General features: G+C 62.3%; 28 protein-coding genes. 9 read left to right on the top strand and 19 right to left on the bottom strand.

Annotated elements, in window-relative coordinates; translation table 11 throughout:
* Positions 1-16: 16 nt before the first annotated feature.
* The 6 genes from DM826_RS08685 to DM826_RS08660 form a co-directional block, all read right to left on the bottom strand.
* Positions 17-745, bottom strand: coding sequence for a class I SAM-dependent methyltransferase (locus tag DM826_RS08685; protein WP_120103004.1), 729 nt, complete (start codon positions 743-745; stop codon positions 17-19).
* Positions 746-816: 71 nt separating this feature from the next.
* Positions 817-2,223, bottom strand: coding sequence for a carotenoid oxygenase family protein (locus DM826_RS08680; RefSeq protein ID WP_120103003.1), 1,407 nt, complete (start codon positions 2,221-2,223; stop codon positions 817-819).
* 79 nt (positions 2,224-2,302) lie between these two features.
* The gene (locus tag DM826_RS08675) at positions 2,303-2,962 is read right to left on the bottom strand and encodes a cytochrome c biogenesis CcdA family protein (RefSeq protein ID WP_120103002.1); all 660 of its coding nucleotides are present in this window, start codon (positions 2,960-2,962) and stop codon (positions 2,303-2,305) included.
* Positions 2,959-3,486, bottom strand: a complete 528-nt coding sequence (locus tag DM826_RS08670; protein ID WP_120103001.1) for a TlpA family protein disulfide reductase — start codon at positions 3,484-3,486, stop codon at positions 2,959-2,961. The genes DM826_RS08675 and DM826_RS08670 overlap by 4 nt, the downstream gene beginning before the upstream one ends.
* 198 nt (positions 3,487-3,684) lie before the next feature.
* Positions 3,685-4,269 carry a thermonuclease family protein gene (locus tag DM826_RS08665; RefSeq protein WP_120103000.1) on the bottom strand — a complete coding sequence of 195 codons (585 nt, stop codon included), beginning with the start codon at positions 4,267-4,269 and terminating at the stop codon, positions 3,685-3,687.
* Positions 4,270-4,316: 47 nt separating this feature from the next.
* Complete coding sequence (locus tag DM826_RS08660) at positions 4,317-4,505, bottom strand: PLDc N-terminal domain-containing protein (RefSeq protein WP_120103106.1); 189 nt, start codon at positions 4,503-4,505, stop codon at positions 4,317-4,319.
* 185 nt (positions 4,506-4,690) lie between these two features.
* Here DM826_RS08660 and DM826_RS08655 point away from each other — a divergent pair, with 185 nt between their 5' ends.
* Positions 4,691-5,317 (top strand): RNA 2'-phosphotransferase, encoded by a 627-nt coding sequence (locus tag DM826_RS08655; protein ID WP_120102999.1) that lies wholly within the window; start codon positions 4,691-4,693, stop codon positions 5,315-5,317.
* A 10-nt stretch (positions 5,318-5,327) separates the two neighbouring features.
* On the opposite strand, the gene DM826_RS08650 is transcribed toward DM826_RS08655, so the two are convergent.
* A complete protein-coding gene (locus DM826_RS08650) occupies positions 5,328-6,683 on the bottom strand; it encodes a hemolysin family protein (protein WP_120102998.1) in 1,356 nt (451 codons plus the stop codon).
* 359 nt (positions 6,684-7,042) lie between these two features.
* Entirely contained in the window at positions 7,043-8,626 is a 1,584-nt protein-coding gene (purH, locus tag DM826_RS08645) for a bifunctional phosphoribosylaminoimidazolecarboxamide formyltransferase/IMP cyclohydrolase (protein ID WP_120102997.1), read from the bottom strand.
* A gap of 124 nt (positions 8,627-8,750) precedes the next feature.
* On the opposite strand from purH, the gene purB reads away from it, so the two are divergent.
* Positions 8,751-10,163 carry an adenylosuccinate lyase gene (purB, locus tag DM826_RS08640; RefSeq protein WP_120102996.1) on the top strand — a complete coding sequence of 471 codons (1,413 nt, stop codon included), beginning with the start codon at positions 8,751-8,753 and terminating at the stop codon, positions 10,161-10,163.
* Positions 10,164-10,181: 18 nt separating this feature from the next.
* Here the strand turns inward: purB and DM826_RS08635 are convergent, their stop codons facing one another.
* From DM826_RS08635 to fba, 4 genes are all read right to left on the bottom strand, one after another.
* Positions 10,182-10,973, bottom strand: coding sequence for a universal stress protein (locus DM826_RS08635; protein ID WP_120102995.1), 792 nt, complete (start codon positions 10,971-10,973; stop codon positions 10,182-10,184).
* A 159-nt stretch (positions 10,974-11,132) separates the two neighbouring features.
* Positions 11,133-12,809: a tRNA uridine(34) 5-carboxymethylaminomethyl modification radical SAM/GNAT enzyme Elp3 gene (locus DM826_RS08630; protein WP_120102994.1), complete on the bottom strand. Its 1,677-nt coding sequence runs from the start codon at positions 12,807-12,809 to the stop codon at positions 11,133-11,135.
* A 103-nt stretch (positions 12,810-12,912) separates the two neighbouring features.
* The gene (locus tag DM826_RS08625) at positions 12,913-13,362 is read right to left on the bottom strand and encodes a universal stress protein (RefSeq protein WP_120102993.1); all 450 of its coding nucleotides are present in this window, start codon (positions 13,360-13,362) and stop codon (positions 12,913-12,915) included.
* 75 nt (positions 13,363-13,437) lie between these two features.
* Complete coding sequence (fba, locus tag DM826_RS08620; RefSeq protein WP_120102992.1) at positions 13,438-14,430, bottom strand: class II fructose-bisphosphate aldolase; 993 nt, start codon at positions 14,428-14,430, stop codon at positions 13,438-13,440.
* 348 nt (positions 14,431-14,778) lie between these two features.
* On the opposite strand from fba, the gene DM826_RS13240 reads away from it, so the two are divergent.
* The 3 genes from DM826_RS13240 to asd all read left to right on the top strand — a co-directional run bounded on the left by DM826_RS13240 (position 14,779) and on the right by asd (position 18,077).
* Positions 14,779-16,179: a DUF6498-containing protein gene (locus DM826_RS13240; RefSeq protein ID WP_120102991.1), complete on the top strand. Its 1,401-nt coding sequence runs from the start codon at positions 14,779-14,781 to the stop codon at positions 16,177-16,179.
* Positions 16,180-16,261: 82 nt separating this feature from the next.
* Entirely contained in the window at positions 16,262-16,930 is a 669-nt protein-coding gene (locus DM826_RS08610; protein WP_120102990.1) for an AIM24 family protein, read from the top strand.
* Between the two features lie 103 nt (positions 16,931-17,033).
* Positions 17,034-18,077 (top strand): aspartate-semialdehyde dehydrogenase, encoded by a 1,044-nt coding sequence (gene asd / locus DM826_RS08605; protein ID WP_120102989.1) that lies wholly within the window; start codon positions 17,034-17,036, stop codon positions 18,075-18,077.
* Positions 18,078-18,129: 52 nt separating this feature from the next.
* Here asd and DM826_RS08600 read toward each other — a convergent pair whose 3' ends face one another.
* Positions 18,130-18,888, bottom strand: coding sequence for a hypothetical protein (locus tag DM826_RS08600; RefSeq protein WP_120102988.1), 759 nt, complete (start codon positions 18,886-18,888; stop codon positions 18,130-18,132).
* 115 nt (positions 18,889-19,003) lie between these two features.
* Between DM826_RS08600 and DM826_RS08595 the strand changes: the two genes are divergently transcribed.
* Complete coding sequence (locus DM826_RS08595) at positions 19,004-19,570, top strand: GNAT family N-acetyltransferase (RefSeq protein ID WP_120102987.1); 567 nt, start codon at positions 19,004-19,006, stop codon at positions 19,568-19,570.
* 49 nt (positions 19,571-19,619) lie between these two features.
* On the opposite strand, the gene DM826_RS08590 is transcribed toward DM826_RS08595, so the two are convergent.
* Genes DM826_RS08590 through DM826_RS08580 form a run of 3 tightly spaced genes read right to left on the bottom strand, consistent with a single transcriptional unit; the run spans position 19,620 to position 20,421 of the window.
* Positions 19,620-19,889 carry a hypothetical protein gene (locus DM826_RS08590; protein WP_120102986.1) on the bottom strand — a complete coding sequence of 90 codons (270 nt, stop codon included), beginning with the start codon at positions 19,887-19,889 and terminating at the stop codon, positions 19,620-19,622.
* A 51-nt stretch (positions 19,890-19,940) separates the two neighbouring features.
* A complete protein-coding gene (locus DM826_RS08585; RefSeq protein WP_120102985.1) occupies positions 19,941-20,198 on the bottom strand; it encodes a DUF7520 family protein in 258 nt (85 codons plus the stop codon).
* Entirely contained in the window at positions 20,188-20,421 is a 234-nt protein-coding gene (locus DM826_RS08580; RefSeq protein ID WP_120102984.1) for a hypothetical protein, read from the bottom strand. The genes DM826_RS08585 and DM826_RS08580 overlap by 11 nt, the downstream gene beginning before the upstream one ends.
* A gap of 85 nt (positions 20,422-20,506) precedes the next feature.
* Here DM826_RS08580 and cdd point away from each other — a divergent pair, with 85 nt between their 5' ends.
* The 3 genes from cdd to DM826_RS08565 all read left to right on the top strand — a co-directional run bounded on the left by cdd (position 20,507) and on the right by DM826_RS08565 (position 23,031).
* Positions 20,507-20,956: a cytidine deaminase gene (cdd, locus tag DM826_RS08575; protein ID WP_120102983.1), complete on the top strand. Its 450-nt coding sequence runs from the start codon at positions 20,507-20,509 to the stop codon at positions 20,954-20,956.
* The gene (locus DM826_RS08570) at positions 20,953-21,798 is read left to right on the top strand and encodes a nucleoside phosphorylase (RefSeq protein WP_120102982.1); all 846 of its coding nucleotides are present in this window, start codon (positions 20,953-20,955) and stop codon (positions 21,796-21,798) included. Before cdd ends, DM826_RS08570 begins: the two co-directional genes overlap by 4 nt.
* A 66-nt stretch (positions 21,799-21,864) precedes the next feature.
* A complete protein-coding gene (locus DM826_RS08565; RefSeq protein ID WP_120102981.1) occupies positions 21,865-23,031 on the top strand; it encodes an NAD(P)/FAD-dependent oxidoreductase in 1,167 nt (388 codons plus the stop codon).
* A 162-nt stretch (positions 23,032-23,193) separates the two neighbouring features.
* Here the strand turns inward: DM826_RS08565 and trpB are convergent, their stop codons facing one another.
* The 3 genes from trpB to DM826_RS08550 form a co-directional block, all read right to left on the bottom strand.
* Entirely contained in the window at positions 23,194-24,345 is a 1,152-nt protein-coding gene (gene trpB, locus DM826_RS08560) for a tryptophan synthase subunit beta (RefSeq protein WP_120102980.1), read from the bottom strand.
* A 144-nt stretch (positions 24,346-24,489) separates the two neighbouring features.
* Complete coding sequence (locus DM826_RS08555) at positions 24,490-25,014, bottom strand: Rrf2 family transcriptional regulator (RefSeq protein ID WP_120102979.1); 525 nt, start codon at positions 25,012-25,014, stop codon at positions 24,490-24,492.
* A gap of 149 nt (positions 25,015-25,163) precedes the next feature.
* Positions 25,164-26,009, bottom strand: coding sequence for a hypothetical protein (locus DM826_RS08550; protein ID WP_120102978.1), 846 nt, complete (start codon positions 26,007-26,009; stop codon positions 25,164-25,166).
* Positions 26,010-26,026 lie beyond the last annotated feature (17 nt).

The raw sequence follows: 26,026 nt of genomic DNA, 5'->3' as shown, positions 1-26,026 counted from the left end.
CAGTCGTGCGACCAGCCTACAATACCGATTCAACAGGCCAGTCCGGTGTCGCGTCGCCGTCGGTGGTTGTCACGATCGCATAACAGTTCCCACTAGAGACGGCCACAACAAGTGGTTCGATCGTGTCACTGGCGTTCAGAGCCGCTCGGAACGCGTCGGGATCGTAGATATGATAGTAGCGATCGACCGTCTCGCCGCCGGGCAGCGTCCACTCGACCGTCGTGTCAAAACTCCTCTCGGCGTCAAAGCGGTCATGGGCAGTGCTCCATGCTGAGACAAGCGCGAGGCCCCCCGGACGCAACAGGCGACCGAGTTCAGCGAGGCTCTGTCGGCGAGTCGCCTCCGGTCGGAGGTGATGCAGCGTGGCAACATAGACAATCTGGTCGAACGTCGCGTCGGCAAAGGGTAGCGTGGCCGCGTCACCTTGCACAAGCCCGGCAGCAAATCCGTGATCACGTTGGCGTGTCGCCGCCGTCGACAATAGCCCGCGGCTCACATCAACACCGATGGCATCAGCACCGTGCTCGGCCAGGAGTTCGGTGTGGCGACCGTTGCCACAGCCGAGATCAAGTGCGCGACCAAGCCCCTCGTTGTCGGCGATCGTCGTCACGAACGACTCAACCTCGGGCCATGCGTAGGCCCGTGTTGATGCGAAGTGATCGGCGATGCGGTCGTAGACAGCCTGAACGCTCCCGGCCGCGCGATCGGGGGTGTTGGCTGGTGGCGACGACGGCTCCTCGCTCATAGGTATGATTCTGCGACCGCGAATAAAACCATCTTGCATCCGCGGACAACGTCGTCTGTCGAGAGCGACAGCTATTCGTCGGGAAAGAACCGGCCGTGAAAGCCGAATGGTTCGACGTGCGGCAGGGCAACTCGCGCCTGCAGCGTGAGCGTCTCAGCGTCAAAGACGAGCAAACTGGTCTGTTCTCGCGGCACATCGAGTGCGGTCGCCACCACGACACCGTCGTCGACCCCGTCGCCGCCGGGGCGTTGTATCGGGATCGGCTCTTCAAGATACACCGACTCCTCCCACCACTCTTGTGCTGTCCCCTCCTCGCAGTCGACTTTCACCAGCCCGGTGGCCCCATCGCGGTCGGTGGCTTGCCCGTAGGCGTAGCGGTGGCGACGACTGACTGTGCCCCGTGGGACACGCGGCAGTTCCATCCCGCCAGTATACAGCCGTGTCAGATCGATGTCGTCGGTCGCTGGATCGATCCGGTATCGCAGAAGCCGGCCATCCGGCACGTCGGGGAACCCCTCGCCGTCGAGTTCGGCCATCGAGAGCGCGCCGACGATGTCGCTGTCGGGGAACTCGATGAGATCAAGGACGATCTCGTCGCCGTCCCGGAAGGCGTTGACGTGATGGAAACAGAACGTCGCCTCGAAGGTTGGCTCGGCGACCACCTCGCCACTCTCGCGGTCGACGACGAGCAGCCGGGTCGGCTGCTCAGGATCCCACCGCAACATATCGATCGCGCCCTCCGAAAACGGATTCAATGCTCGCCACACCGACAGCGTGAGCGGTGATTCGACCAGCAGGACGTGGCGATCGGTCACACTGCAGTCGTGTATGTATGCCGGCCCGCGAGCGTTGATCGAGGTGATCAGCTCCCGCCGCCGGCTGTCGCGTGGGATTCGGTAGAGATGATACTGCGGTTGGATGCCAAACTGGGTCGCAAAGCCGATCAGCTCCTCGTGGTGGGGGTCGTCAACGAGATGGGCCGCGGTGATGTGCTCGGTCAGGTCGTCGTCGAACGTGAACTCGCCGCGGGTGGCAAGGGTTTCGGGATCGAACGCAACCCGGCGCGGGGCCTCGGTGAGCGCGACATACTCGGCGTCGATCTGGGCGACATGAACGTTGGCGTTGTCGGTTGGCTCCGGCAGGCCAAACGATCGGAGTGTATCGAGCACGCGTCGCCAGCCGCGGGTGTCGGTGCCGAACTGGCCGGTCAGTCGGCCGGCCTCGGCGTCGGCATATGCGTCGCTGCGGAGGAATCGATTCGAGTATCGTACCCCGCCATCGTCGAAGGCATAGCGACGCAGCATCGCCAATCCGTCAAACCAGTGGTTGACGCGCTCTTCGCCGACACGGAAGCGACCGGGCCCGTTGCGAATGAGCGTTCCCGAGAGCCACGCCGGGATCGTCCCCTCAACGGGCGGACGGTAGTCGTCGTACTCGGTCGTGGCTGACTGAAAGCCGAGTGGGGTCGATTCGGCCACACCGCCTGGTCGGCGGGCCAGCGATATCAACCCTTGGCGAGTCCGCTGCTCCACGCAGCGACGACGCGCTCACCGCGGCTTACACCACAGCAAGGACAACGATCGACAGATACAGTTGGCCGATCCCGGCAGCGATCATCACCACAGCCGCCCCGCGTTTGAGCCAGCCGGTGTACCGGCCGGCCGCCCGCCATGACTCGATGCCCGCACTGGTGAGCAGTGTCACACCGACAAGCGGGGCAGCGAGCCCGACAGCATACCCACCGAGGACGACCACTGCCTGGAGATCCGGCAGTGTGAGTGCCTGGGAGATGACGCCGAAAAACACCGGCACGACACAGCCGGCGGCCGCAACCGCATAGACGGCCCCAAATCCTGCAAACCCGAGCAGCGAGTCAGGACGAGCGGGTAACTCGATCGGTTGGCTCGGTGTCACACCGAACAGGATCACAACACCGAACACGACTAACGCGACCCCAGCCAGCGGTTCGAACAGCGGCAACACAGTCGTCACCTGTTGGCCGACACGCAAGGCGAGCCCGCCGATCACGCCGACCGCAAGCAGCGCGCCGACGGCCGCCGCGATCGCTGACACGATCGCCGGTGTCGACTCGTCGCTGTTGTGGACGTAGTAGCCCACATAGCCTGGCAGGAGTGGGAACGCACACGGCGAAAAAAAGGTCGTCACACCAGCCCCGCCGGCGAAGGCCAGCGTGCCGAGAAACGCCGACTGTGTCATGTCGACTCCGAAACCGCGGCAAGCTGTGTCCGCAGCGATGCCACATCGAACTGCCCGCTGTCCGTCCACTGAATCGCCCCGGTTGCGTCGACGACAGCGAGCGACGGGATGCTGCTGGCACCGATCGCCTCCAGCACCGCGCCATCTCGATCGATCCCGACCGGCCACACCCCGCCGTGGGTGTTCCACCACCGTCGCAGTTCGGCCTTCGTGGTGCCGCGCCCGATGAGCTCGTTCGTCACAGAAACAAAGGCGACAGCCTCGCCAAATTCGGTGTGGAGCTCAGCCAGCTTCGGGAACTGCTTCTTGCAGGGATCACACCAAGTCGCAAAACAGTCGATCAGGGTCGGCGCGTCGGCGACCGGCAGCGTGGTTTCGCCGGCTGTCGACCCCGTGGCGTCGATTGTCTCGACGGTGATCGGAAACTCGTCTCCACGGCTGGTGTCGTTGCCGCGAACAACCCAGAGGCTCCCACCGGTGAGTCCGATGCCAGCAAGGCCGGTCAACACCTGTCGTCGATTCATGGATGCTCTGGTGTGGGAGACGAATCCGCGACGGGATCGCCTTACCGTACAATCGCCTCCTACGGACAGCCACTCAAAGAGTGATCTGGTGGGGTTCTCGAAGCAGCCAGTGGCAACACAGCCACAGCGGCGTTGGCGACAGCGCGCGAACAGCTACCACCTGACTGTGGGAAGCGTCGCAATCCAACCGCCGGCAACTTACTCGAAGTTCCAAAGCCCAACCCGCTCTTGCTGTGCGGTGGCTTCGGTCGCTGCAAACGAATCTCGAAGCCGGAACTCACTTTCGTAGAGCCGTGCGTAGCCGCCTGACAGCAGCAGCGAATTAAAATTCTCGCCGTCAACATAGATGTAGGCCAGTAGGCGACCGTAGCCGCCACGCCGATCCGACTCAGGGTCGACGACGAGCCGGACTTCCGTGCCGGCCAGCTTTCGCTCAGCGAACTCGGTTGCGTTCCCACCCCACGAAACGAGATGGTCTCGGCCGGCTTCGGTGTCAGGAATCCCCTCGAACTCCGCCGGCGAGACCGTGTTTGGTGGCGTTTCCGGCGTGTCGACGCCAAGGAGCCGAACCGTCTCGGTCGTGCCATTTGCGTAGCGAATCTCAACGGTGTCGCCGTCGATGACGCGGGTAACCGTGACGTTCCATGAGGGCCCCTCGGCGGTCGCAACAGGCTCGGTCGTCGGCCCGGCATCCGGCGTCGGCAGCGGGGCGATCCCGCTACAGCCGGCGAGAGCGACCACGGCGATGATGGCAAGGATAGAGACAACGCGGCGATGCTGCATATCGGACGCTCGGCCGGCAGCGACAAGAAACGAGTGGTAGCCGATGATCAGTTCCGACCGAGCAGGAGGTACAACACGAGCCCCAACAGCGGGGCAAGAAAGACAACAACCGCCCACAGGAACGCCGGCTGTTCGCTGTTGTCGTTCGCGTCGGAGTACGTCCAGATGATCATTGCAACGTGGACTGCGAGAAACAGCAGCGACATCAACAGTCCGAGGATAGCGATGGAGGGCATGACAGCCATATCTGCGATGTGTCGAATCAAATGTGTTGTGATTTTTCTCCCAGCAAGACCGCCGGTGACGGTTCGTCACCCGTTTCGTGCTGGGTGACCTCGGTTCCGTCAATGTAGCTTGGTCGCGGTGTCGGGGGCGAAACGTCCATGGGTCGCCGTCGACTACGGGAGAAGCACCACCCGAGATGAGCGATATTACCGCCTGTGACGACCATGGCTACTTCGACGCCGAAACGTGTCCCACCTGTGGAGCGACCGGAACCCACGTCCTCGATGGATCGACCCGACGACAGGTATCGAAGTTCCTCAGTGGCGCGTTGCGTCACTTCCCAGACGATGCCGGGCTTGCTCTCGACGAGGCCGGCTGGACAGCCCTCGACAGCGTCGTCGACCGCGCCAGCGAGAAGTACGGCATCGACCGCGAGGCGGTCATTGGGATCATTCAAACCGACCCAAAGGGTCGCTTTGAGGTCGACGACGACCGAGTGCGGGCAGCCTACGGCCACTCGATCACCGTCGATCTGGATGCTGGCGGCACACCGGTTCCCGAAACGCTGTATCATGGAACCTCACCAGACGCGCTGGCATCGATCCGCGAATCGGGCCTCAAACCGATGAATCGGCAGTACGTCCACCTCAGCGAATCGGTCGGCGACGCTCGCGACGTTGGGAGCCGCCATGCGGCCGAGCCGGTAATCCTACAGATCGACGCGGCGACAATGGGCGACGACGGCCACACGATCACAAAACGCGGAAAAAGCGTCTATACAACCGATCACGTTCCGCCGCGTTATCTTTCTGAACGCGACTGAGCGCGCGTCGCTACGACGTGTCGCTCGTGTCGGCATCGGTCGCTGCGTCAGCAGCCGAGTCGTCCACCGGCGTGAGCCGGACGGTCTTGACTCGCGCCCCGTCGACCGCGGTGACCTCGATCCGGTAGCCACCCGCGGTGACCGTCTCGCCGACGCTGGGCGAACCGCCGAGTCGACCGAGCGTGAGTCCGCCTATCGTCCCGTAGGTCGTCTCGAAGTCCGCATCAAGCGCGTCGCTTGCCTGCTGGACTGAACACGCGCCGTCAACGAGATAACTGCCGTCATCCTCGCGAATCGTGGGTTCCGGCGTCCGGGCGTCGAAGGCGTCTTGAAGGTCGCCAACAACAATCTCGATCATATCCTCGACGGTGACGATCCCCTCCAGCGTCCCCCACTCATCGATGACGACCGCGAGTTGGTGGTGCTCGTCCTGCAGCAGCGACAGGAGATCGGCAATCGGCATCGTTTCCGGCACTAGCGGGAGGTCGCGGGCCATCTCGCCGGCCGTGAGCTCGTTGGTGTCCTCGGCTGTCGCCTCCAAGAGATCCTTCGTGTCGATGTAGCCGACGACCGTCTCCTCGTCGTCGGTGTCGTCGATGACCGGATAGCGGGTGTGGCCGTGGTCGATCACCAGCGAGCGCGCGTCCGCAAATGACAGCTCGGCTGGGACGGTGACGACGTTCGGACGTGGTACCATTACATCGCGGGCGGTGATATCGTCGAGTTCGAACACACGTTCGATCATTTCGACCTCTTCGCCGCCGACGGTTCCGGCACTCCCGGCGCGGGCGAGTACCATCCGAATCTCTTCCTCGGAGAGTGTTTCCTCAGTTTCAGAAGCCGCGGGAACACCCAACAGCCCGGTAAACCAGTTGGCCGCGCCGTTGAAGACAACCAATCCGGGATAAAACACATAGTAGAAGAGCTTCATCGGCGGCGCGATGAGGAGCGCGATCTTTTCGGCTTCGGCGATTGCAAACGTCTTGGGAGCCAACTCGCCGAAGACGACGTGGAGGAAGGTGACGACGCTGAACCCGATCCCGACGGCGACAAGATGGAGCGTTCCCGCTGGCAACACCGGTGCCAAGACAGGTTCGATCAACGCGGCGACAGCGGGTTCGCCGATCCACCCCAGGCTGAGGGAGGCGACGGTGATCCCCAACTGCGTTGCTGCGAGGTAGTCATCGAGACTGTTGACCGCCTCTTGGAGCGTTCCCGCGCCGGGCCGCCCTTCCTCGACCATCTGCTCAACTGCTGTTGAGCGAATCCGGACGAGTGCGAACTCCGAAGCGACGAAGAAACCGTTGAGCGCGACGAGAAACAGTGCTGCGGCGAGGCGGCCAAATGACCACGCGAGTGCTACCATGCGGTGACTCCGATAGCATCGTGGCTGGCGGCAATCAGTCGCTCTCGACGATTCGGCCGGCGGTGTCGTCGCCGACTCCGTCGCTGGAGGCCAACAGACATGGCTCCCGGTTTTTGGCGTGTATACAAAGTGCTGATGCTTACTGACGGGTTTCAATCGTGGCGAAAATCGCGTAAATACGGGTCACTGGTTCGCTTACGTCCGCACCTCCGTCGCTTCGCTCACTCGTGTCGGACATCGCGCGAGTTCACTGCGCTGGTTCGCTGACGTTCGGCACTCCATCACTCCGGTCAGTCGTGTCTGAAATCGCGCGAACTCACTGCGTTCGCTCGCTGACTTTAGACACTCCTTCGTTCCACTCAGTCGTGTCTAAAGCACCGCATCCCGGTGAAGACCATCGCCATCCCGTGTTCGTCGGCGGCCTCGATCACGTCCTCGTCGTTGACAGAGCCACCCGGCTGGATCACGGCGTCAATGCCGGCCTCGGCGGCGGCATCGATCCCATCCGGGAACGGGAAGAAGGCGTCGGAGGCCATGACGGCTCCCTCAGCCGACTTTCCTTCGGCGTCGCGTTCGGCTTTCTTGGCGGCGAGTTCGACGGCGTCGACACGAGAGACCTGCCCGACGCCGAGACCAACCGTCTCGGTGCCGGTGGCGAAGGCGATCCCGTTGGATTTGACGTGCTTCAGGGTTTGCCACGCGAACGACATCGTTTCGAGCTCCTCGTCGGTCGGCTCCCGTTCTGTGACAACTTCGAACTCTTCGGGATCGGGCGAGGCGAGATCGCGCTCCTGAACGAGTCGCCCGCCGACGATCGGCTTCTCAGTCATCGTCTCCGTGATGTCGCCGAGTTCGCCCACGTCGAGCACGCGGAGGTTATCTTTCTCGGTCAGTACGTCGAGGGCAGCCTCGGTGTAGCCCGGCGCGATGACGACTTCCTTGAACGAGTCGACGACCTGCTCGGCGGTTTCGGCGTCACACTCGCGGTTGAGCGCGACGACGCCACCGAACGCGCTCTTCGGGTCGGTACGGAGCGCGCGGTCGTAGGCGTCGGCCAGCGAGTCCGAGACGGCACAGCCTGCGGGGTTGGTGTGTTTGATCACGGCGGCGGCGGGCTCGTCGAACTCCTTGATGAGGTTGAGCGCGCCGTCGGCGTCGTTGTAGTTGTTGTACGAGAGGTCTTTCGCGCCCTCGTTGAGCTGCGGTGCGGAGACGACATTGGCTTCCTCGCAGGTGCCGTCGGCATAGACCGCCCCGTCCTGATGGGGATTTTCGCCGTAGCGCAAGGTGTCAGCGAGGTCGTCGGCGACGAGGCGTCGCTGTGGGAAGTCGCCGCCACTGTCGCCGTCGATTGCGACGGTTTCTGCCTCATGATCGACGGTGACGCGATCCTCGGCGAACCAGCGGACGGCCCGCGGGTAGGCCGTGAACTCGCCGTCGTAGAGGACGCGCTCTTTGAGGTCGTCGGTGTCGTCGCCCTCATAGACCGGGACGGCCTCTTGGGTGACGATTGGGCCCGCGTCGACTTCCTCGGTGACGACGTGGACGGTACAGCCGGTCATCCGAGCGCCGGCGTCAAGCACCTGCTCGTGGGCGTCCATGCCAGGGAACGCCGGCAGCAACGAGGGGTGGACGTTGAGTGTCGTCGGCACGTTGTCGATGAACTCGTCGGTCAGAATCCGCATATAGCCGTCGAGACAGACGAGATCGAAATCGTAGCTCGCTAACGTTTCGACGATCCGGGCCTCGTGTGCTTCGCGGGATTCGCCGTCCTCGCGGGCGACGACTTCGGTCGGAATCCCACGCTCGGCGGCCCCCTCAACGACGGGCGCACCGTCCTCGTTTGTCAGTACGATAGCCAGCTCCGCGCCGCCCGGCGCGCGGTCGGCGATATGCAGCAGATTTCGGCCGCGATTGCTCGCTAAGCCGGCGATTTTCACCATACCGGTGGGTGCCCGGGCGACCGAAAAACAGTTGCGGTCGGCTGCCGGGGCCGCCCGCCAGCGGCTCACAGGCGGGCCTCCGGCCATCGACATGCTTTTGCGACTGCCACGGGCACCGTCGGCTATGACTGATCTCTCCCGTAGTGACCCGCTGGCGGCGGTCTCGCCGCTCGACGGGCGGTATAGCCGCCGGACGGCCCCCCTCTCACCGTACGCCAGCGAGTCCGGGCTCATGCGGGCTCGCGTCCGTGTCGAAGCCGAGTACCTGATCGCGTTGGCCGACGTTGACGCCGTCGACCTTGATCTCACCGCCGACGAGCAGGCAGCGATCCGCGCGACCTACGAGGCGTTCGACGCCGACGATGCCGAGTTGATCAAACAGCTCGAAGTCGACGGCGCGGCGGGCTACAGCGCGACCAACCACGACGTGAAAGCCGTCGAGTACTTTCTCCGAATTCGGCTTGACGAAGCCACTGCTGTCAGCGACGCCGAGCGGCTCTATCCGTGGCTGCACTTCGGGCTGACCAGCGAGGATGTGAACAATCTCGCCCAGCGGCTGTTGGTCAAGCCCGCAGTCGAGGACGTGCTGCTGCCGGAACTCCGCGAAATCCGCGACGCGCTGACCGACCTTGCTCACGAGCACCGCGACCTCTCGATGCTCGCCCGCACGCACGGCCAGCCGGCGACGCCAACGACGTTCGGTAAGGAGATGGCCGTCTACGCAGCCCGACTCGGGAAGACGATGGCACGACTCACGCACGCCAGCGACGACCTCTCGGGGAAACTCGCCGGGGCCTCGGGCACCTACGCCGCCCATCACGCAGCGTTCCCTGATGTTGATTGGCAGGCGTTTTCGGAATCCTTTGTTACCGACCTCGGACTCGATCACACTGCGTTGACAACGCAGGTCAACCCCTGTGACGACTTGGCCGCGCTGTTCGACGCGGCCCGCGGCGTCAACAACGTCCTCATCGACCTCGATCAGGACATGTGGCTCTACATCTCGGATCGCTACCTCGGCCAGCAAACCGTCGACGGCGAAACCGGATCGTCGACGATGCCGCACAAGGTGAACCCGATCGACTTCGAGAACAGCGAGGGCAACCTCTCGAAGGCGAACTCCGATCTCACCTTCCTCGCCGACTACGTCACCACCTCGCGGCTCCAGCGCGATCTCTCTGATTCGACGGTCAAGCGCAACATCGGCGCGGCCTTTGGTCACTGCTTGATCGCCTACGGCAAGACGCAGGCCGGCCTCAGCAAGGTCGTCCCGAACGAACAGGTCATGACCGATGACCTCGAATCGACCCCCGAGATTATCGGCGAGGCCGTCCAGACGATCCTCCGCCGTGAGGGCGACACCGACGCCTACGAACGCGTCAAGGAACTCACGCGCGGCAAGCAGGTCACAATCGAGGACTTCTACGACCTCTTCGAATCACTCGATGTCGACGAGTCGGTTCGGGAGGAATTGCTTGCGTTGACGCCGACCGGCTACACTGGCGTCGCTGGGGATCTTGCCGACAGCACGGAATAAGAAGCAAGCGCGCTGCAGTCAGGGACTATGCGCGTGGGCGACGACGACAGAGGAGTCCGCATCCTGTTGGACATCTGTCGAGGTCGAACCGAAGACAAACCGCTCTAAGGGGCCGACCGTCGGCGCGCCCATCACTGTCAGATCGTAGTACTCCGACTGCTCGATGATTGCATCAGCCGCCGACTCAGCTTCATAGAGCCAGGTGTCGACGTTCTCAAACTCGCCCAGCGCGGTTGCCGCCGTGGCAAGGATCTGTTCGCCACGCTCGCGGCTCGCCGCGCCCTCAGTTTCGACCACGTGGAAGAGATCGATCGCAGCGTCGGTGGCGGCGGCGATCGCCTGTGCGGCTTCGACCGCCAGCTGGCTGTGACGACCACCGGCGATCGGCACGAGGATCGACGCCAGCGTCTCGACATCGCCGCGGTCGTCGACGGTGAGCACATCTGTCCGGTCAGCCAGTCGCTCGGCGGCGGTACCGCGGAGGCCCGACAGCAGCGACGGCCCCGGGTCACGTTCCACCACGAGCGCCGACGGATTTCGTCGATCAACTGCAGGTTCAACGTCGTTGGCCGCGGCGATGGCGGTGGCCGACTGGCTGTATGCGTCGCGGTGATCCGGCGGCAGTTGGATCTCGCCAGCCGGTGTTGTGGTGGTCGACTCCGCGAGAAGCAACTCTGTATCCCGCACGGTCGCCATGGCGTGGCCTACCATCGCGCCACGCCGTGCGGCTGTCTCGTCGCTGATGTGGCCGACGAGACACGGCCCGTGGCACTCTCTCGGTGTCGACACGGCATCGTTGACCGCGATCATACCCTGCAGTGACGCCTGCTCAGATATAAATTCCAGTGACCCTTTACAAGAAATGATGGTTTGCTAATAGAATTCAGGGGTTGCATACAGCCCAACAAAGTCACGTATTTGTGTAAAATAACGCCTTATGAATGGCCATTCACGCAAAGAGTTGTCTGTTTACAGCCACGTACTCACGTAGGGGCCATCCTGTGTGTAGCCCAGCTTCTCGCGGTAGTACTGCCGAACGCCGATCCCGGAGATCACACTGAGCTTGCTGAAGCCAGCATCAGCCGCGAGCTCCTCGGCTGTTTCGAGCAGCCGGCGACCGTAGCCGCGGTGTTGCCAGTCAGCCTCCCCAGCGGCCTCGCCGATGCCAGCCTCGCTGCCGTAAACGTGGAGTTCGCGGACGATCGCCGCGTCCTGTAGCTCACGTCGCACCGGATCGTTCGGGAACCGCAGGCGACAGAACCCGATCAGGAGGTCTTGCTCGGTATCCTCGTAGCTGATGAAGTGTTCGGTGCCGCCGCAGGCTTCGTAGGTCAGCACGTCGCGTTCGATAGCCTCGGCGTTGGGTTCAGCCTCGTTCATGCCGACCTCGCGGGCGCGGATGTCCCGACACTCGATCCCGTTGTCGTCGGCGTACTGCTGGGCCAACTGCCGGAGGTTCGATTTCCAGACGCCGGCGTCGATGAAGTCCGCGGGGATGTCGCGTTGGACGCGTTGGAGGCGGGTGTACTTCGGGATCATCCCCATGATCTCGCCGATGAGTTCGGCGGCCTCCTCGTTTTGCAGCGGTTCGTACTCGCCGCGTCGCCACATGTCGTAGGTGAGCGTATCGCGAACGACAATGGTGGGATAGATCTTGAGATAATCCGGCTTGTAATCCGAATTCGAGAACAACTGTCGGAAATCCTCCAGACACATCTCCTTGGTCATGCCGGGCTGGCCGGGCATCATGTGGAAGCCAACCTTGAACCCTGAATCCCGCAGCCGGCGGTTGGCGTCGATAGAGGCCTGATTGCCGTGACCGCGGTGCATCTCACGATTGATTCGCTCGTAGGTCGTCTGGACGCCGACCTCAACTTTCGTGCCGCCGAGGTCGAGCATCCGGTCGATCTGCTCGGGATCACACCAGTCGGGTTTGGTCTCGAAGGTGGTTCCAATATTCCTGATCTCGTTGGTCTCGTTTTCGGCGATCACGTCTTCGAGGTATTCGAACTCGTACGCCTCCGGGTCTTGGGCGAAGCTTTCACCCTCGGCGGCGGCGGGCTCGTTGTCGAGGTCGTAGTCGTTGAGGGCTTGCAGCGCGCGCTTGACGAACCACTCCTGGTAGTCGTGACTGCGAGCGGTCATCGTCCCGCCCATCAGGATGAGTTCGACCTTGTCGACCGGGTGGCCGATTGTCCGCAGTTGGTGGAGCCGCAACGTGACCTGTCCGTAGGGGTCGTAGTCGTTCTGTTCCCCGCGAGCGGCCGCGGGCTCGTGGCCGGTGTAGCTCTGTGAAGAATCGAACTCGCTGGCGGGCCCACCGGGACAGTAGAGGCACTTCCCGTGGGGACACATATGCGGGGAGGTCATGATCGCCACCGGCGAGACGCCGGAGGCCGTCCGCACCGGCTTGCGCTTGACGACAGCCTTGACCGTATCGCGGTGTTCCTGCGGGGCGTAGGACAGTAGCTCGGTGTTCTTTGGAACCTTCGGCGAAGAGAACTCCGAACAGACATCCAGCTTCGCGGATTCGAGGTCGTCGCGTTCGATCTCGCCGTCGATGATCCGGTCGACGAGCTCCTCGCAGGCCTGCTGGAACGCCGCGGATTCCTCGGTGGTCTCGCCGTCAGCGAGTTCAGAGCTCACGGCAACACCTCCGATCGAACGGGTCGCATTACTGTTTCGTGGTTGCGTTTCGCGGTTAAGCGTGTCGCTCGGCGGTCTCGTCGTTCCTCTCGGAATCGCACGGCTATTCAGCAGTCTCCTCAGCCGCCTGCTTAATCACGAACACCGGGACTTCGGCTTTGTCGACGACGCGTTCGGAGACACTACCGAGCGAGCGGAGTTTCTCGCGTGGAGTCTTGCCATCGGTGCCGATGACGATCACGTCGATGTCTTGCTCGTTGGATTCTTTGACGATCTCCTTGTCGGGGGTGCCGCGCCGGACAGTCGTCTCGACATCAAGCCCCTCTTCGGCGGCCGCGTCGGCGACCTCCTCGACAGCGGCTTCGGCGTCGGCGGTGAGTTCGGCGTCGACGCCGTCGCGGTCGTCGTCGCCAGCGGCCTGTACCGAGCGGATATCGACGACTGAGAGGGCGCGCACGGTTGCGTCGTTGTCGGCGGCCAGCGTCAGGGCGTGCGGGAGCGTTCGCTGAATCGTCTCGCTGCCGTCAGTCGGCACCAGAATAGTCTCGTACATGCCTACTGCTACGGTGGGTGGCCGCTTAATTTCACCCCTTCAGTGGGGTGTCGTCGACCGAGAGTTAGGAGTAATTCAGCTGAATTTGCTGCGGCCGGCACTTCCCGAGACCTCGGCGAGGTCGGCGTACACGTCGGCGATGCGGTCGCGGATCTGCCGGCCGGCGACCCGTGGATCGAAGCGATCCTTGTTCGGGGCCCACTCCACGTCGTTGAAGAACGTATTGCGGTGATCTTCGACGCCCTCCGGCGGCACAATCTCGTCGGTCTCCTCGCGGTAGAGATCGAAGGCAGTACGTGTGTACTCGTACTGATAGCGCGTGTCCTTGTTGACCTTACAGATGCCGTGAGTCAGCATCTCCTGCAGTTGGTCTGGCTGGACGCCCGAGGAGCCGTGCAGGACGAGCGGCGTATCGAGGCCGTGATCGCGCAGAGCAGTGCGGATCTCCTCGGTCAGGTCGGGTTTGAGTTCGAGGTCTTTCCCCTTGGCGACGCCGTGTTGGGTGCCGACTGAGATCGCCAGCAGGTCACAGCCCGTGCGGTCGACGAACTCGACGGCCTGCTCGGGATCAGTGTAGAAGGCGTTCTCGGAGACGATCTCGTCTTCGACGCCTTTGATCTTCCCGAGTTCGGCCTCGACGAGGATATCGGCATCGGCGTCGTCGATCATCTCGACGACCTGCTTGCTCCGGGCGACGTTCTCCTCGAACTCCTCGTGGGAGGCGTCGATCATGATCGAAGAGGGGATCTCCAACTCGACCTGTCGCTGAATGGTATTGAGGTCAGTTTGGTGATCCATGTTGAGGAAGACGCCGATATCGTACTGGGCAGCGATGCGCTCGATGTAGTTGCCCATGACGCGCAGGCCCGCGATGGGATCGCCGTTGCCGGCGAACGTGCAGGCCCCGTTGCTCATCTGCAGCAGGAGATCAGAATCGACGCTGGCCGCACCCTGAATCAACCCGATCATCGTGTTCGGCTCGGCGATGTTGCTTGCGATCAGTCCAAACCCAGAGTCAAGTGCATCGTCGTAGACCGATGCCAGTTCAGTGCCACCATAGAAGGTCATGTCTACGCTGTTCTGCAGGGAGTGAAATAAATCCCGCCGTCATTCACTGCGCAAAACTGTCGCCCGGAACACTAACGCCCGACCTCATCCTATGGCGGCGTGCCTCGTCGGTCGGGAAACCCTCGTGCCGGGCGGCTATCGTTGCGGCCGACAGCGGGCCGTCTGTCCCGTGCCTGGGTTCGCCGGACTGTCATCGCTCCCGAAATAGGATAGCTCGGCCGGGGACTTGTGGCACGTACCAGAACATCGGTGCGCGCTCGGCTTACACCTTCCGCTGCCATCGTCCACGGGCATGATCGATTGTCGAAAGCCGAAACACAGTTACGAATCCCTCCCACACCACCTGCCGTGCCGCGTTCGCCCTCCAGGACGACGCAGTGGCTCGGTCTCCTCGCGGTCGTCGCCGGCAACCTCCTCCCGCTGGTCGGCGTCGCCGTCTGGGAGTGGAGCCTCGCGTCACTACTCGTCGTCTACTGGCTCGAAGCCCTCACAACCGCGCTGCTGGCTGCGATCAAGGCCCTCTTTGCGAAACAGGGCTCTCCAGAGCTCCCCGGGGTGCAACGACTGCCTGATCTGCGCGCCAAGCGCGGCGGGCTGCAGCCACGGGCTGGCTGGCCGCCGATCTATCCCCGAAACGTCCCGTTTGCAGTCTCAATACTGAGTGTCTGGGCTATGACGGTGCTGCCGGTGAGTCTGCTTGCCTGGTTTTCACTTGATCTCGCTCCCACGCTGTCGGGTGGACTCCTCGTCGCCCTTGTCGCCCTCGTCGCCTCGCATCTCGCAGATTTTCGGGTCGACTACATCGGTGCCGAGCGGTACACCGATGTCTCAGCGCGGGAGCTCACCCGCACGCCGGCCCAGCAGGTGTTGGTGCTGCTCTGCGTGCTCCCATTTACCATGGGCGAGGCGGCAAGTGGGGTCGGCCTGTTGGGCGGCATTGTCCTTACGAAAACGACCGCTGAGGCCTATCGCTTCTACGTCGACCACATGGGTCAGCCGCTGGTCGGTATCACTGACTGGCTGAAAGAGAGCGCGCTGATCGAGACTGAGCCGCTCCAAGAGCCGCCGCCGGAACTGGCGTTGCCGGAGGCCCCGGTCGACGGCCGTGTCGAGACCGACACCACGGCGGTCGTCCTCGGCAGTGTTACGAACGTCATGCTGGGACTGTTCAGCCGCGGCGGCGTGCTGTTGACAGCGCTGCTCGCGTTTGGCATCACCATCGGTTCCCCGCTGGTCGTCGGGCTCGGTGCCGTCGCCCTGCTTGCGATTGTCGCGGTCGCCGTGCTGAGTCGATGGCTGCGGTTCGGCACCGTCGAGTATCAGCGACGCGACCATGAGATCGTTGCCTACGACCGCCTGCTAGCCGAACCGCAGTGGATCGCTCCCGTCTATGGTGGCGACATCGAGGTGCAAAACGCGATCCCCGATCGGCTGCTCGGGACAGGAACGCTGACGCTGCCGGCGACCGACGACGACCGTGAGACAGTCACGCTCGGGCCGGTTCCGGAGCTCGATGCCGCCGTCGACGAGCTTGGACTCCCGATCTCACAACCGCAGCGCCCCGAAACGGATTATAGCGTCGTTGCTGCTGCCGGTGGCTTGCTGACCGTCTTCGGTGTGCTTCCGGTTGGCTTGCTCACTATGGGCAATCTCGACAGCGGAACTGCCGTTGCGGTGCTCGTGATCGCCGGGCCAGTGTTCCTGCCACTGCTCGGGATCCTGCTGTGGGCAACGTTGGCACGCATCTGAGCGTACCCGAGGTGTGGTGCTGAAAACGCTCGTTTGAGCCTTCACCGTGTATATATGCTGCCTCAATCAAGAAGTCGGTGACATGAAGCTAGAGGAGTTTACCGCGTCGAACGCACCGAAACCTGGCGGCGACGGCTTCCAACTGGAGAACTCGAAGCTGCTCGATATCGCCGTCGAGGATACCGTGATGGTCAAAGCTGGCTCGATGGTCGCCTACACCGGCGAGTTCACCTTCACCGGCAAATCCTCTGCCGAGGGTGGGATCACCGGCTTCGTCAAGGAGGCAGTCTCCAATGAGGGGACGCCAATTATGGAAGCCGAAGGGTCGGGACATCTCTACGTCGCCGAACAGGAAAAGAAGATACAGGTGCTGGAGTTGGACGCCGATGATTCGATCTCGGTCAACGGCAACGATATTCTCGCCTTCGAATCCCACGTCGATTACGAGATCAACACGGTCGGGGGGCTCTCAGAGGCCATCGCCGGCGGGCTGACAAACGTCTACCTCAGCGGCCCCGGCACGGTCGCGCTGACGACCCACGGCGAGCCGCTGGTGGCAACCCCGCCGATCACGACCGATCCCGATGCGACCGTCGCATGGAGTACGAATCTCTCGCCGTCGATCAGCACCAACAAAACCATCGAGATCGGTCAACAGTCCGGCGAGTCATTCCAGATGGCGTTTACCGGCAACGAGGGCTTTGTCGTCGTCCAGCCCTACGAGGAAGGCGGCCAGCGAGCACAGCAGTAACGAGAGCCAGCTATCGATGCCGGCTTTTGGGTTGCGCTGCGACACCACCCCGAGCGTCGGGGAATCCGACCGACTTATGTAGGTGAACCCGTTTCCCACGGCAATGACAGTCTCTGTCGGTATCCTCGGTGCAACGGGCGCGGTCGGACAGCGATTCATTCAACTGCTCGATGGCCATCCAACCTTTGAGATCGACGCGCTGACCGCCAGCGAGTCGAGTGCGGGCAAACCGTATCGGGAAGCCGCCAAATGGCGCGCAAACACCCCAATCCCCCGAGATGTCGCCGAGATCGAGGTCGGCAAAACGCATCCGGACGCTGTCGGCGACGATATCGACCTTCTGTTTTCCTCGTTGCCCTCTGGCGTCGCCAGCGAGGTCGAACCCAAATTCCTCGAAGCGGGCTACGTGGTCTCCTCGAACTCCTCGAACGATCGCATGGCGGAGGACGTGCCACTGACCATCCCTGAGATCAACCCCGATCACCTCGACCTCATCGAGGTACAGCGCGACAACCGCGGCTGGGATGGCGCGCTCATCAAGAATCCCAACTGCTCGACGATCACGATGGTGCCGACGTTGGCCGCCCTCGACGAGGGCTTCGGGATCGAACGCGCCGACGTGACGACGCTACAGGCCGTCTCCGGCGCGGGCTACTCCGGGGTCACGTCGATGGAGATCATCGACAACGCCATCCCGCATATCGGCGGCGAAGAGAACAAGATGGAGACCGAATCCCGCAAGCTGCTCGGGGAGTTTGACGGCGCGGAACTCTCCATGCACGACGCCGAGGTCAACGCCTCCTGTAATCGGATTCCAACGCTTGACGGCCACCTCGAAAGCGTCTTTGTCGATCTCGCCGACGATCCGTCGCCGGCTGCGGCGCGGGAAGCACTGGAATCGTTCCCTGGGATCGATCTCCCGAGTGCGCCCGATCAGCTCATCCACGTCTTTGGCGACGACCAGCCTGACCGACCGCAGCCACGGCTGGATCGGAACCGCGACAACGGGATGGCCATCTCCGCCGGCGGCGTCAGCGAAACCCCCAGCGGGCTCAAATACAACTGTCTCGCTCACAATACCCTCCGCGGAGCGGCCGGCGCGAGCCTGCTGAACGGCGAACTCCTCGTCGAAGAAGGCTGGATCTAAGAGCAAAAATCGGCTCTCGGCTGGCACCGGCAGGCGGTGTCAGGTAACTCGTCTACTTCTCGTCGTCCGTATCGTCGCCGTCATCATTGTCATCGGCGCTACCATCGTCGGCTTCCGCATCAAGTTGCGCCTCGATCGCCTCAGTTTTTGCTTCCAACTTCTCAGTTGCCGCTGACATCTCCTCGCTGACCGTCTCTTCGACGGCCGCTTCGACCGTCTCCTCAACCCGTTTGGCGACTTCCTCACCAACGGTCGCTTCGACCGTTTTCTCAACCTCATCACCAACCGTGGCTTCGACGGTTTTGGCGACCTCGTCGCCGACCGTCTCCTCGACGGTTTCTTCGACGGTTTCGGTGACGCCGTCGTCGACAGTTTTGCCGACCGTCTCCTCGACAGTTGCCTCAACCGTCTCCTCGACGGTATCGCCGACCTCTTTTTCAACCGTATCGCCCACAGTCTGTTCGACGGTTTCAGCGACCTCCTTGTCGACTGTCTCCTCGACAGTTTTCTCGACGGTGTCGCCGACTTCCTGCTCGACCGTTTCGCCAACGGTCTTCTCGACGGCCTCGCCGACCTCTTTGTCGACGGTCTCCTCAACGGTTTTCTCGACGGCTTCGGCGACCTCCTGTGTCATCCAGTCGGGATCGAACCGCGACATCTTCCAGACGACGTGGACGGTGTAGGACAAGAGCACCCCGAGTCCGAATGCGACCCCCGTTTGGGTGCCGACGACGACAAGCAAGACGACGGCCAGCGAGATCAACAGCCCGAACGTCATATCGACGATAAAATCGACGCGATTCGGCTTCATTGCTTAACTCCGGCGTGACGAACGTAACGCGACATAGCATTGCTACTCGACCAGCGGGTTTAGTCTTCCCGTCGTGGCCCCACGGTTTACATCGGTGCGGGTGATACGACCGCGTATGTATGTCCGCGATGGCAAAAGCCGGGATGAGACATGGCTTCGTGACGGGATCGAGGCGATGGGCCTCGGCGAGGCGGTCGGCGAGCCACAGGAGTACGTGATCGCGGTCGAAGAGGACTCCGACGAACGGGCAGGGTTTGGCCGGCTGTGCGTCCATGCGGACGAGCCGGCGGTCGGCGAGCTGACACACATCGGGGTTCGCGAATCATGGCGCGAGCAAGGTGTCGGAGCCCACATTATCGAACGGCTGCTCACCAAAGCCAGCGACGCCGGCGTCGAGACAGTGTACCTACTGACTGATGAGCCGGGCTATCCAGCCCAGTTTGGGTTTGAGCGGGTCGACGACCTGCCAACGCCACTGGCTGACCAGCGAACACAACCCAAAGCGGTGGGAGACAACGATGGGGGTGCCCTCGCTATCAACCCCGAGGCATTCGAGATGCCATCGCGGCTGCGAGACGCGTTTAAAACTGCCAGCGGGGCTGGCGAGGAGCCATCCGTTGATGCCGAGGAGTTCGGGATCGACGCCGATGGAGCGACCTACAAGTACGATACCGGCAGCTGAACAAGCGGTCGCCGCACGTGCTGGTCGTCGAAGCGACTGACCGTCGTGGCTACCGGTCATCGAGGAAATCCGTGCTGAACACGAGATAGGTCAGCACGGTCGTAAACAGGATCGGCGGGAGTTGGGCAAACGCCCACAGCGGCTCCAGACCGAAGTTGAGAATCAGGATTGCGTTGCCGACGCCAAGTGCGAGAAACGGCAGCGCATAGAGGGCTGCCCGTCGCCGGTTGCGATCGGTATCGCTGACCGACTCCGTCGGTGACTCCGAACCCGCCACCGGATCCTCGGGGGCCTCAGTCTCGCTGGTCGGCTGTGCCATACCTAACCGTCGGCCCCAACGAGTAAAAATCAGCCGGCTTCCCGGCGCAGGTCAGTCGTATCGTGAGGCCACCGATACCAAGGCGTAGAGTGTCCCGATCGCCACGGCGATAACACCCATCCCGTAGAGCGTCATCGCGCCCGGCGAGATCGGCACCGTCACCAGCCCAAACGGTTCGATAGCGTCGATGCCGCCACCGCCGTTGGCACCGACAACAAAGCCGAGAACGCCGCCAAGCGCGATCATGCCGAGACCCAAAAGCGAAAGGATGCGCCGGCCGGCACCGCGGTCGTCTGATTCAATCGTCACACTGTTGGTAGGAGCCGCGCTGAATAGAAGCTTTCCGTCGAGAGCCAGTCGGTGTCATGGCGACCGAAATGAGGATCATCACGACAGCGACCCCCGAGCCGATCCCAACGCCCGCGAGTAGCGGGATCGCCAGCCACCAGCCTGCAGCCGTGCCGCCGGCGACCGAGACAGGCATCGCGGCCAACAGCCCGTCGTAGCGCGTCAGCGACGGCGGTCGATGCATATCATTGCGTCACATCGCCTGCTAATTAAATATTATTATTCAGTACACCGCCAAGCTATTTGCCGGTCGGCCGACCCTCCACAGTATGGATACACTGATCGAACGCGCCCGCGAGGCGCTCGCGGCGGCTCACGTCCCCTACTCCGAGTACCGCGTCGGGGCCGCACTCCGGACGGCCGATGGCGAGATTTTCACCGGCTGCAACGTCGAAAACGCCAACTACTCCAATAGCCTCCACGCCGAGGAGGTAGCGATCGGAACGGCGGTCACAGCAGGCCACCACGAGTTCGATCGACTGGCGGTCAGTTCTGGCGTGCGAGATGGGGTCACACCCTGCGGCATGTGCCGGCAGACACTCGCGGAGTTCTGTGGAGACGACCTCACGATCGTCTGCGATTGCGGCGACGGCGAAGTCGCCACCTACACGCTTGGAGAGTTGCTCCCCGAAACGATCTCAGCGTCAACGCTGACCGACGCCGCCGACAACGATTCGCCACACGATATGAGTGACTCAGATAGTGGGGAGTCATCATGACTGACAGCGACGCCCCATTTGACACGAGAAACAGCGAGAACCCTAACACCGATCGCCAGTACCATCTCGACGTCACCGCCGACGACGTTGCCGACAGCGTCCTGCTGCCGGGAAACCCTGATCGACTGGCGAAGATCACTGACGTCTGGGAGTCAGCAACAGAGGTCGCCAGCCACCGGGAGTACCGCACCGCGACCGGCCAGTATCGGGAGACGCCGATCTCGGTCACGTCGACGGGGATCGGTGGCCCCTCGACAGGCATCGCTGTCGAAGAACTCGCCCGTGTCGGCGCGGAGACGCTCATCCGCGTCGGCTCCTGTGGCACCGTCCGCTCGGATATCGCCATCGGCGACCTCGTCATTACCTCGGGGGCGATGCGAGGCGAGGGCACCAGCAGCGAGTATATCGACGAAACGTATCCGGCGAGTGCCGACTACGAGGTCGTTAGCGCACTCGTTGCCGCCGCCGAGCGATTGGGTCACGACTACCATGTCGGTGTCACGCTTAGCACCGACAGCTTCTACGCTGGGCAAGCCCGGCCCGGATTCGAGGGCTATGAGGCCCCCGGCAGCGACGATCTCATAGAGACGCTGAAAAATGCCAACGTTGCCAACATCGAGATGGAGGCTGCAACGCTGCTGACGCTATCGAATCTCTATGACCTGCGAGCGGGGGCGGTGTGTGCCGTCTACGCCAACCGCGAAACCGGGGAATTCGCCACAGTCGGCGAACGAAAGGCCGCCGAAACGGCAAGCCTTGCGGTCGCGCTGTTGGCAGAGATGGATGCCGCAAAGACGGCCGCCGGTGTCGACCGGTGGCACCCAGGGCTCTCAATCGAGTAACTCGACCGAAACACAGCGCGGCAACGTTCCAAAGCCGCTTTATCCGAGGGCCCCAGAAGCAGGGGTATGTCAGCCAACGTCGTCGTTGTCGGTGCCGGCTATGCCGGTGCTGGCACCGTCAAATCGTTTGAAGACGAGATCGATGAAGGGGAAGCCGAACTGACCTGGATCTCCGAACACGACTACCATCTTGTCCTCCACGAGACCCATCGCGTGATCCGGAATCCCGAGGTCGAATCAAAAGTTGCGATCCCGGTCGATGAGATCAAATCGCCGTCGACGAACTTCATCCGCGACCGCGTCACCGATATCGACACCGGTGAGCAGACGCTCGAACTGCAGGACGGCGACCCTGTCGACTACGATTATCTCCTCCTCGCAGTTGGAAGCTCAACCGCATTCTTCGGCATCGATGGCCTCGAAGAACACGCTCTCACGCTGAAAAGCCTCGATGACGCCCGCGAGATTCATGAGGCGGTACGAACGGCCGGCGAGGACGCAACCCAATCCGAGCCAGCACAGGTGTTGGTCGGCGGTGCGGGGCTGTCGGGCATCCAGATCGCCGGCGAGATCGCCGGCTACCGGGACGATACCCACGCCCCGATCGACATCAAACTGATCGAAGGACTCGATGAGATCTTCCCGGGCAACGATCCCGAGGTACAGGGCGCGCTCCGAAAACGCCTGCTCAACCGCGATATCGAGATCCTCACCGGCGATTTCATCTCCGAGGTCGATGATGAGTTAGTTCACCTCGGCGACGACGAGTCGATGCCCTACGACGTACTTGTGTGGGCCGGTGGCATCACCGGCCGAGAGACGGTTGCCAACAGCGACCTTGACAAGGATGAGCGGTCGAAGCGCGTCCACGCCGAATCCAACTTCCAGACCAGCGACGACCGCGTCTTTGCGATCGGCGACACCGCACTGATCGACCAGGGCAACGACGAGCAGGCCCCGCCGACCGCGGAGGCCGCATGGACGGCGGCGGAGGTTGCCGGCGAGAACCTGGTTCGCGCTCTGCGTGGCGCACCGCTGAAATCGTGGCAACACAAGGATAAGGGGACAGCCATCTCGGTCGGCGAGGATGCCGTCGCCCACGACGTCATGGGGATTCCGATCAACACCTTCGGTGGGGTCGCGGCCCGGACACTCAAAAAGGCGATCGCCGCCCGCTGGATCGCTGAGGTAAGCTCGACGAAGCGAGCGATCAGTGCCTGGAGCGACATGTAACGCTGGTGTACAGATACATTGTCATCCCACCCGACGCAAGCGTGTCACCCGTTGCGTGAAGATAGCGACTAAAGTAGACGTTGCTGAGTTGGGTACGAGCGACTGCCTGATTGAAACAGCGCGCAAAGAAGAATACTACTTCTGCCCAGAAGGCACGCGCTCTCAGGACAGATCGAAGTGCTCGGCGGCTGTCTGCATGTCCTTGTCCCCGCGCCCACAGAGATTCACAAGCAGCGTGTCGTGTTTGTCTTCTTGAGCCAATTTTTTCGCCAGTGCGATGGCGTGGCTCGGCTCCAGGGCTGGGATGATGCCTTCGGCCTGGCTCAACTCCTTGAACGCCGCGAGGGCTTCCTCATCACTGATTGCGTGGTATTCTGCACGACCGAGCGACTGTAAGGCGGCGTGTTCCGGCCCCACAGCCGGATAATCAAGCCCAGCCGACACTGAGTGGTTCTCTGTGTCTTCGTCAATCACCTTCGTCAACATTCCTTGGAAGACCTCTGGTTCCTCCTGTTTTGATTTCGATAGCGGAGCAGAGTGGCTGTCACCCGTGCCACCAGGCTCAGCACCATAGAGCATGACGTCATCGTCTTTGAACGCATGGAAGAGCCCGATCGCATTCGAGCCACCGCCTACACAGGCAACACAAGCATCAGGCAACTCGCCGTGGAGTTCTTGAATCTGCTCGCGGGCCTCCCGACCGATAACCGACTGGAACTCCCGTACCATCCGCGGGAAGGGATCCGGCCCGACAGCACTCCCGACGAGGTAGTGGGTATCCTCCATGTTCTGCGCAAAATCCTCAAGGGCGGCATCGACGGCTTCTGCGAGTTTTGCATTCCCACGGGTGACGGGTTCGACCTCCGCGCCCATCAGCCGCATCCGGAAGACGTTCATCTCCTGGCGTTTGATATCTTCCTCGCCCATGTACACTTTCACCGGGAGGTCGAGCAACGCACCAACCATGGCTGTCGCCGTGCCGTGTTGGCCCGCGCCGGTCTCAGCGATCAGTCGGTCTTTCCCAGCCCGTTTGGCAAGGAGAGCCTGTCCAAGGGTATTGTTGAGTTTGTGCGCACCGCCGTGCAGCAGATCTTCGTGTTTGAAATAGATGTCTGCACCGTAGATCTCTGACAGCGTCTCGGCGTAAAACACCGGTGTTGGTCGGCCACCGAAGTGTTTGAGATAGTATTGAAACTCAGTTTGGAACTCGTCGGTCGGAACAATCTCATCGAAGGCGTCAGCCAACTGTGCAAGTGGTTCTTCGAGTGCCTCAGGGACGTGTCGACCACCGTACTCCTCAAATTCACCTGGCATGCAGCGGAGATGGTGTAGGCTATTGCTTAGGCGTTGTGCCGCGGTAACCCTGAGAGCGTCACGCGTAGTGTCACGGCAGCAACCGAGCTATTGTGGATGTGACGACCGGTCGGTGTCGTCTCATACGACAGTCGCAGACGCGTGTTAGTTGTCGACCGGGGCGACCATCTCGTCGATTTCGAGGATCAGAATACTGTCAGTGTCGTCTTTGGCATCAAGCGTGCCCGTGATTTTGAGCTTCGACAGCGGGGTGGGACCGACGGTCACCGAGTCGCCCTCATGGAAGTCACGGATCGAGCCTTGGAGGTGGATCTCCGCTCGGCAGAGTTCCGGATGATGAACGCTGGAGAGGTCGATACTTTCGACGGTGGCATTCTCGACGACCTCGCTGTTGTGTTGGAGGGGTACCGAGGCTGGCTCGTCCATTTGGTCAACGTCGAGAGCCTCGTAGGCGTCGGCAGTCGGCTTATAACCGCCCTTCGGGCCGGGAACCCCCTCGACAAGTTGGAGGGCCTTGAGGCTCTGCATTTGGTTGCGGATCGTCCCGGGATTGCGGTCGACTTCGTCGGCGATGGCCTCGCCTTTGATCGCATCTTCGGCTTCGCGGTGGAGGTTGGTCAGCGCGGTCAGAATGGTTTTCTGACTTGGCGTAAGTTCGATTGATGACATGCGTTTTCGTTCGATGGGACTACTCATAAATCCGATGGAAGAATAATTACAATTCAGGTGATAAATTTCAGTTCGGCGTCGGCGGAAAATTCTTTCGGCGTGACAAACAAATCCTGTCGGCAGCCGTGTGCGCCCACAGCCACAGCGACTCACCGATGGAGGTGTCGTTGCACCTGTTCGGCGATCGCCGAGCGGAACGCGGGCTGATCGAGGCCGTCGGCACCCAAAAACGCGTCAGGATGCCGTCGGCCGACAACCCCACACAGCCGATCGGTAACGGTGTCGACGGCAACTGATCGCTCATCCGACCGCATCGACGTAGCGATGGACTCGATAGACGCCGGTGTTGCGTACGTATCGACCAGCTCATCGATCGATTGGGCTGGCTTCGATTGTGTCGAGTCTCCTGCCGGTGTCGAGGCAGCCACGGCTGGGTTTGATAGTTGGCCGCGCTGGCCCTGTTTGTTCCGGATCACAACACCCGCGGCCGGGCCGTCATACCACGCCGATGTCGGCAGCTCGTATGTATCGGGGGAGAAATCCCGTGTGTTGACTTCTCGTTCGAAGGTGTTGACGGGTACAAGCCCGAGTCGTCGGAAGATGCCATCGGCAGCGTCCGGCGGGCGAAACGTCTCGCGGTCGGCCGCCCACACGTCGGTGCTGAGAAACGGCGGCATCGACTCGAAATCGTATGGTACCGACTCGTGGGTAGTTGCTACACCGAAGAAAGTGACCGCTTCGACGTTATCAACGGCGGCTCTGAGTGCGTCGCGGTCGAGGGAGTCACGAATGTGGGCAACCGCCTGACGGAACGGCAGCGGAATCGTCTCTGGGTCGTCATAGACCGCCTCTCCATCGCCAACACGGAGCAGCCCTGAGTCCTGGAGTTGAAACCGCAGCGGTCGGCCGTCGATCAACTCCAGCAGCCAGAGATGTCCCGACAGCAACCCGTCCGGGGCGTCTGCAACCGGTGGCGTCGGTGGAAACGATTTCACTGGTGGCCCATTACTCG

It is taken from the genome of Halonotius aquaticus, from assembly GCF_003605575.1.
Lineage (GTDB): Archaea > Halobacteriota > Halobacteria > Halobacteriales > Haloferacaceae > Halonotius > Halonotius aquaticus.
The sequence above is the reverse complement of the archived record's forward strand: the minus strand, read 5'-3'. Positions and strand labels throughout refer to the sequence as shown.

What these genes read in the sequence shown, in the direction of transcription:
- DM826_RS08685 (WP_120103004.1), bottom strand. Translation starts at nt 745, where the DNA reads ATGAGCGAGGAGCCGTCGTCGCCACCAGCCAACACCCCCGATCGCGCG.
- DM826_RS08675 (WP_120103002.1), bottom strand. Translation starts at nt 2,962, where the DNA reads ATGACACAGTCGGCGTTTCTCGGCACGCTGGCCTTCGCCGGCGGGGCT.
- DM826_RS08670 (WP_120103001.1), bottom strand. Translation starts at nt 3,486, where the DNA reads ATGAATCGACGACAGGTGTTGACCGGCCTTGCTGGCATCGGACTCACC.
- DM826_RS08665 (WP_120103000.1), bottom strand. Translation starts at nt 4,269, where the DNA reads ATGCAGCATCGCCGCGTTGTCTCTATCCTTGCCATCATCGCCGTGGTC.
- DM826_RS08660 (WP_120103106.1), bottom strand. Translation starts at nt 4,505, where the DNA reads ATGCCCTCCATCGCTATCCTCGGACTGTTGATGTCGCTGCTGTTTCTC.
- DM826_RS08655 (WP_120102999.1), top strand. Translation starts at nt 4,691, where the DNA reads ATGAGCGATATTACCGCCTGTGACGACCATGGCTACTTCGACGCCGAA.
- DM826_RS08650 (WP_120102998.1), bottom strand. Translation starts at nt 6,683, where the DNA reads ATGGTAGCACTCGCGTGGTCATTTGGCCGCCTCGCCGCAGCACTGTTT.
- purH (WP_120102997.1), bottom strand. Translation starts at nt 8,626, where the DNA reads ATGGTGAAAATCGCCGGCTTAGCGAGCAATCGCGGCCGAAATCTGCTG.
- purB (WP_120102996.1), top strand. Translation starts at nt 8,751, where the DNA reads ATGACTGATCTCTCCCGTAGTGACCCGCTGGCGGCGGTCTCGCCGCTC.
- DM826_RS08635 (WP_120102995.1), bottom strand. Translation starts at nt 10,973, where the DNA reads ATGATCGCGGTCAACGATGCCGTGTCGACACCGAGAGAGTGCCACGGG.
- DM826_RS08625 (WP_120102993.1), bottom strand. Translation starts at nt 13,362, where the DNA reads ATGTACGAGACTATTCTGGTGCCGACTGACGGCAGCGAGACGATTCAG.
- fba (WP_120102992.1), bottom strand. Translation starts at nt 14,430, where the DNA reads ATGACCTTCTATGGTGGCACTGAACTGGCATCGGTCTACGACGATGCA.
- DM826_RS08610 (WP_120102990.1), top strand. Translation starts at nt 16,262, where the DNA reads ATGAAGCTAGAGGAGTTTACCGCGTCGAACGCACCGAAACCTGGCGGC.
- asd (WP_120102989.1), top strand. Translation starts at nt 17,034, where the DNA reads ATGACAGTCTCTGTCGGTATCCTCGGTGCAACGGGCGCGGTCGGACAG.
- DM826_RS08600 (WP_120102988.1), bottom strand. Translation starts at nt 18,888, where the DNA reads ATGAAGCCGAATCGCGTCGATTTTATCGTCGATATGACGTTCGGGCTG.
- DM826_RS08595 (WP_120102987.1), top strand. Translation starts at nt 19,004, where the DNA reads ATGTATGTCCGCGATGGCAAAAGCCGGGATGAGACATGGCTTCGTGAC.
- DM826_RS08590 (WP_120102986.1), bottom strand. Translation starts at nt 19,889, where the DNA reads ATGGCACAGCCGACCAGCGAGACTGAGGCCCCCGAGGATCCGGTGGCG.
- DM826_RS08580 (WP_120102984.1), bottom strand. Translation starts at nt 20,421, where the DNA reads ATGCATCGACCGCCGTCGCTGACGCGCTACGACGGGCTGTTGGCCGCG.
- cdd (WP_120102983.1), top strand. Translation starts at nt 20,507, where the DNA reads ATGGATACACTGATCGAACGCGCCCGCGAGGCGCTCGCGGCGGCTCAC.
- DM826_RS08570 (WP_120102982.1), top strand. Translation starts at nt 20,953, where the DNA reads ATGACTGACAGCGACGCCCCATTTGACACGAGAAACAGCGAGAACCCT.
- DM826_RS08565 (WP_120102981.1), top strand. Translation starts at nt 21,865, where the DNA reads ATGTCAGCCAACGTCGTCGTTGTCGGTGCCGGCTATGCCGGTGCTGGC.
- trpB (WP_120102980.1), bottom strand. Translation starts at nt 24,345, where the DNA reads ATGCCAGGTGAATTTGAGGAGTACGGTGGTCGACACGTCCCTGAGGCA.
- DM826_RS08555 (WP_120102979.1), bottom strand. Translation starts at nt 25,014, where the DNA reads ATGTCATCAATCGAACTTACGCCAAGTCAGAAAACCATTCTGACCGCG.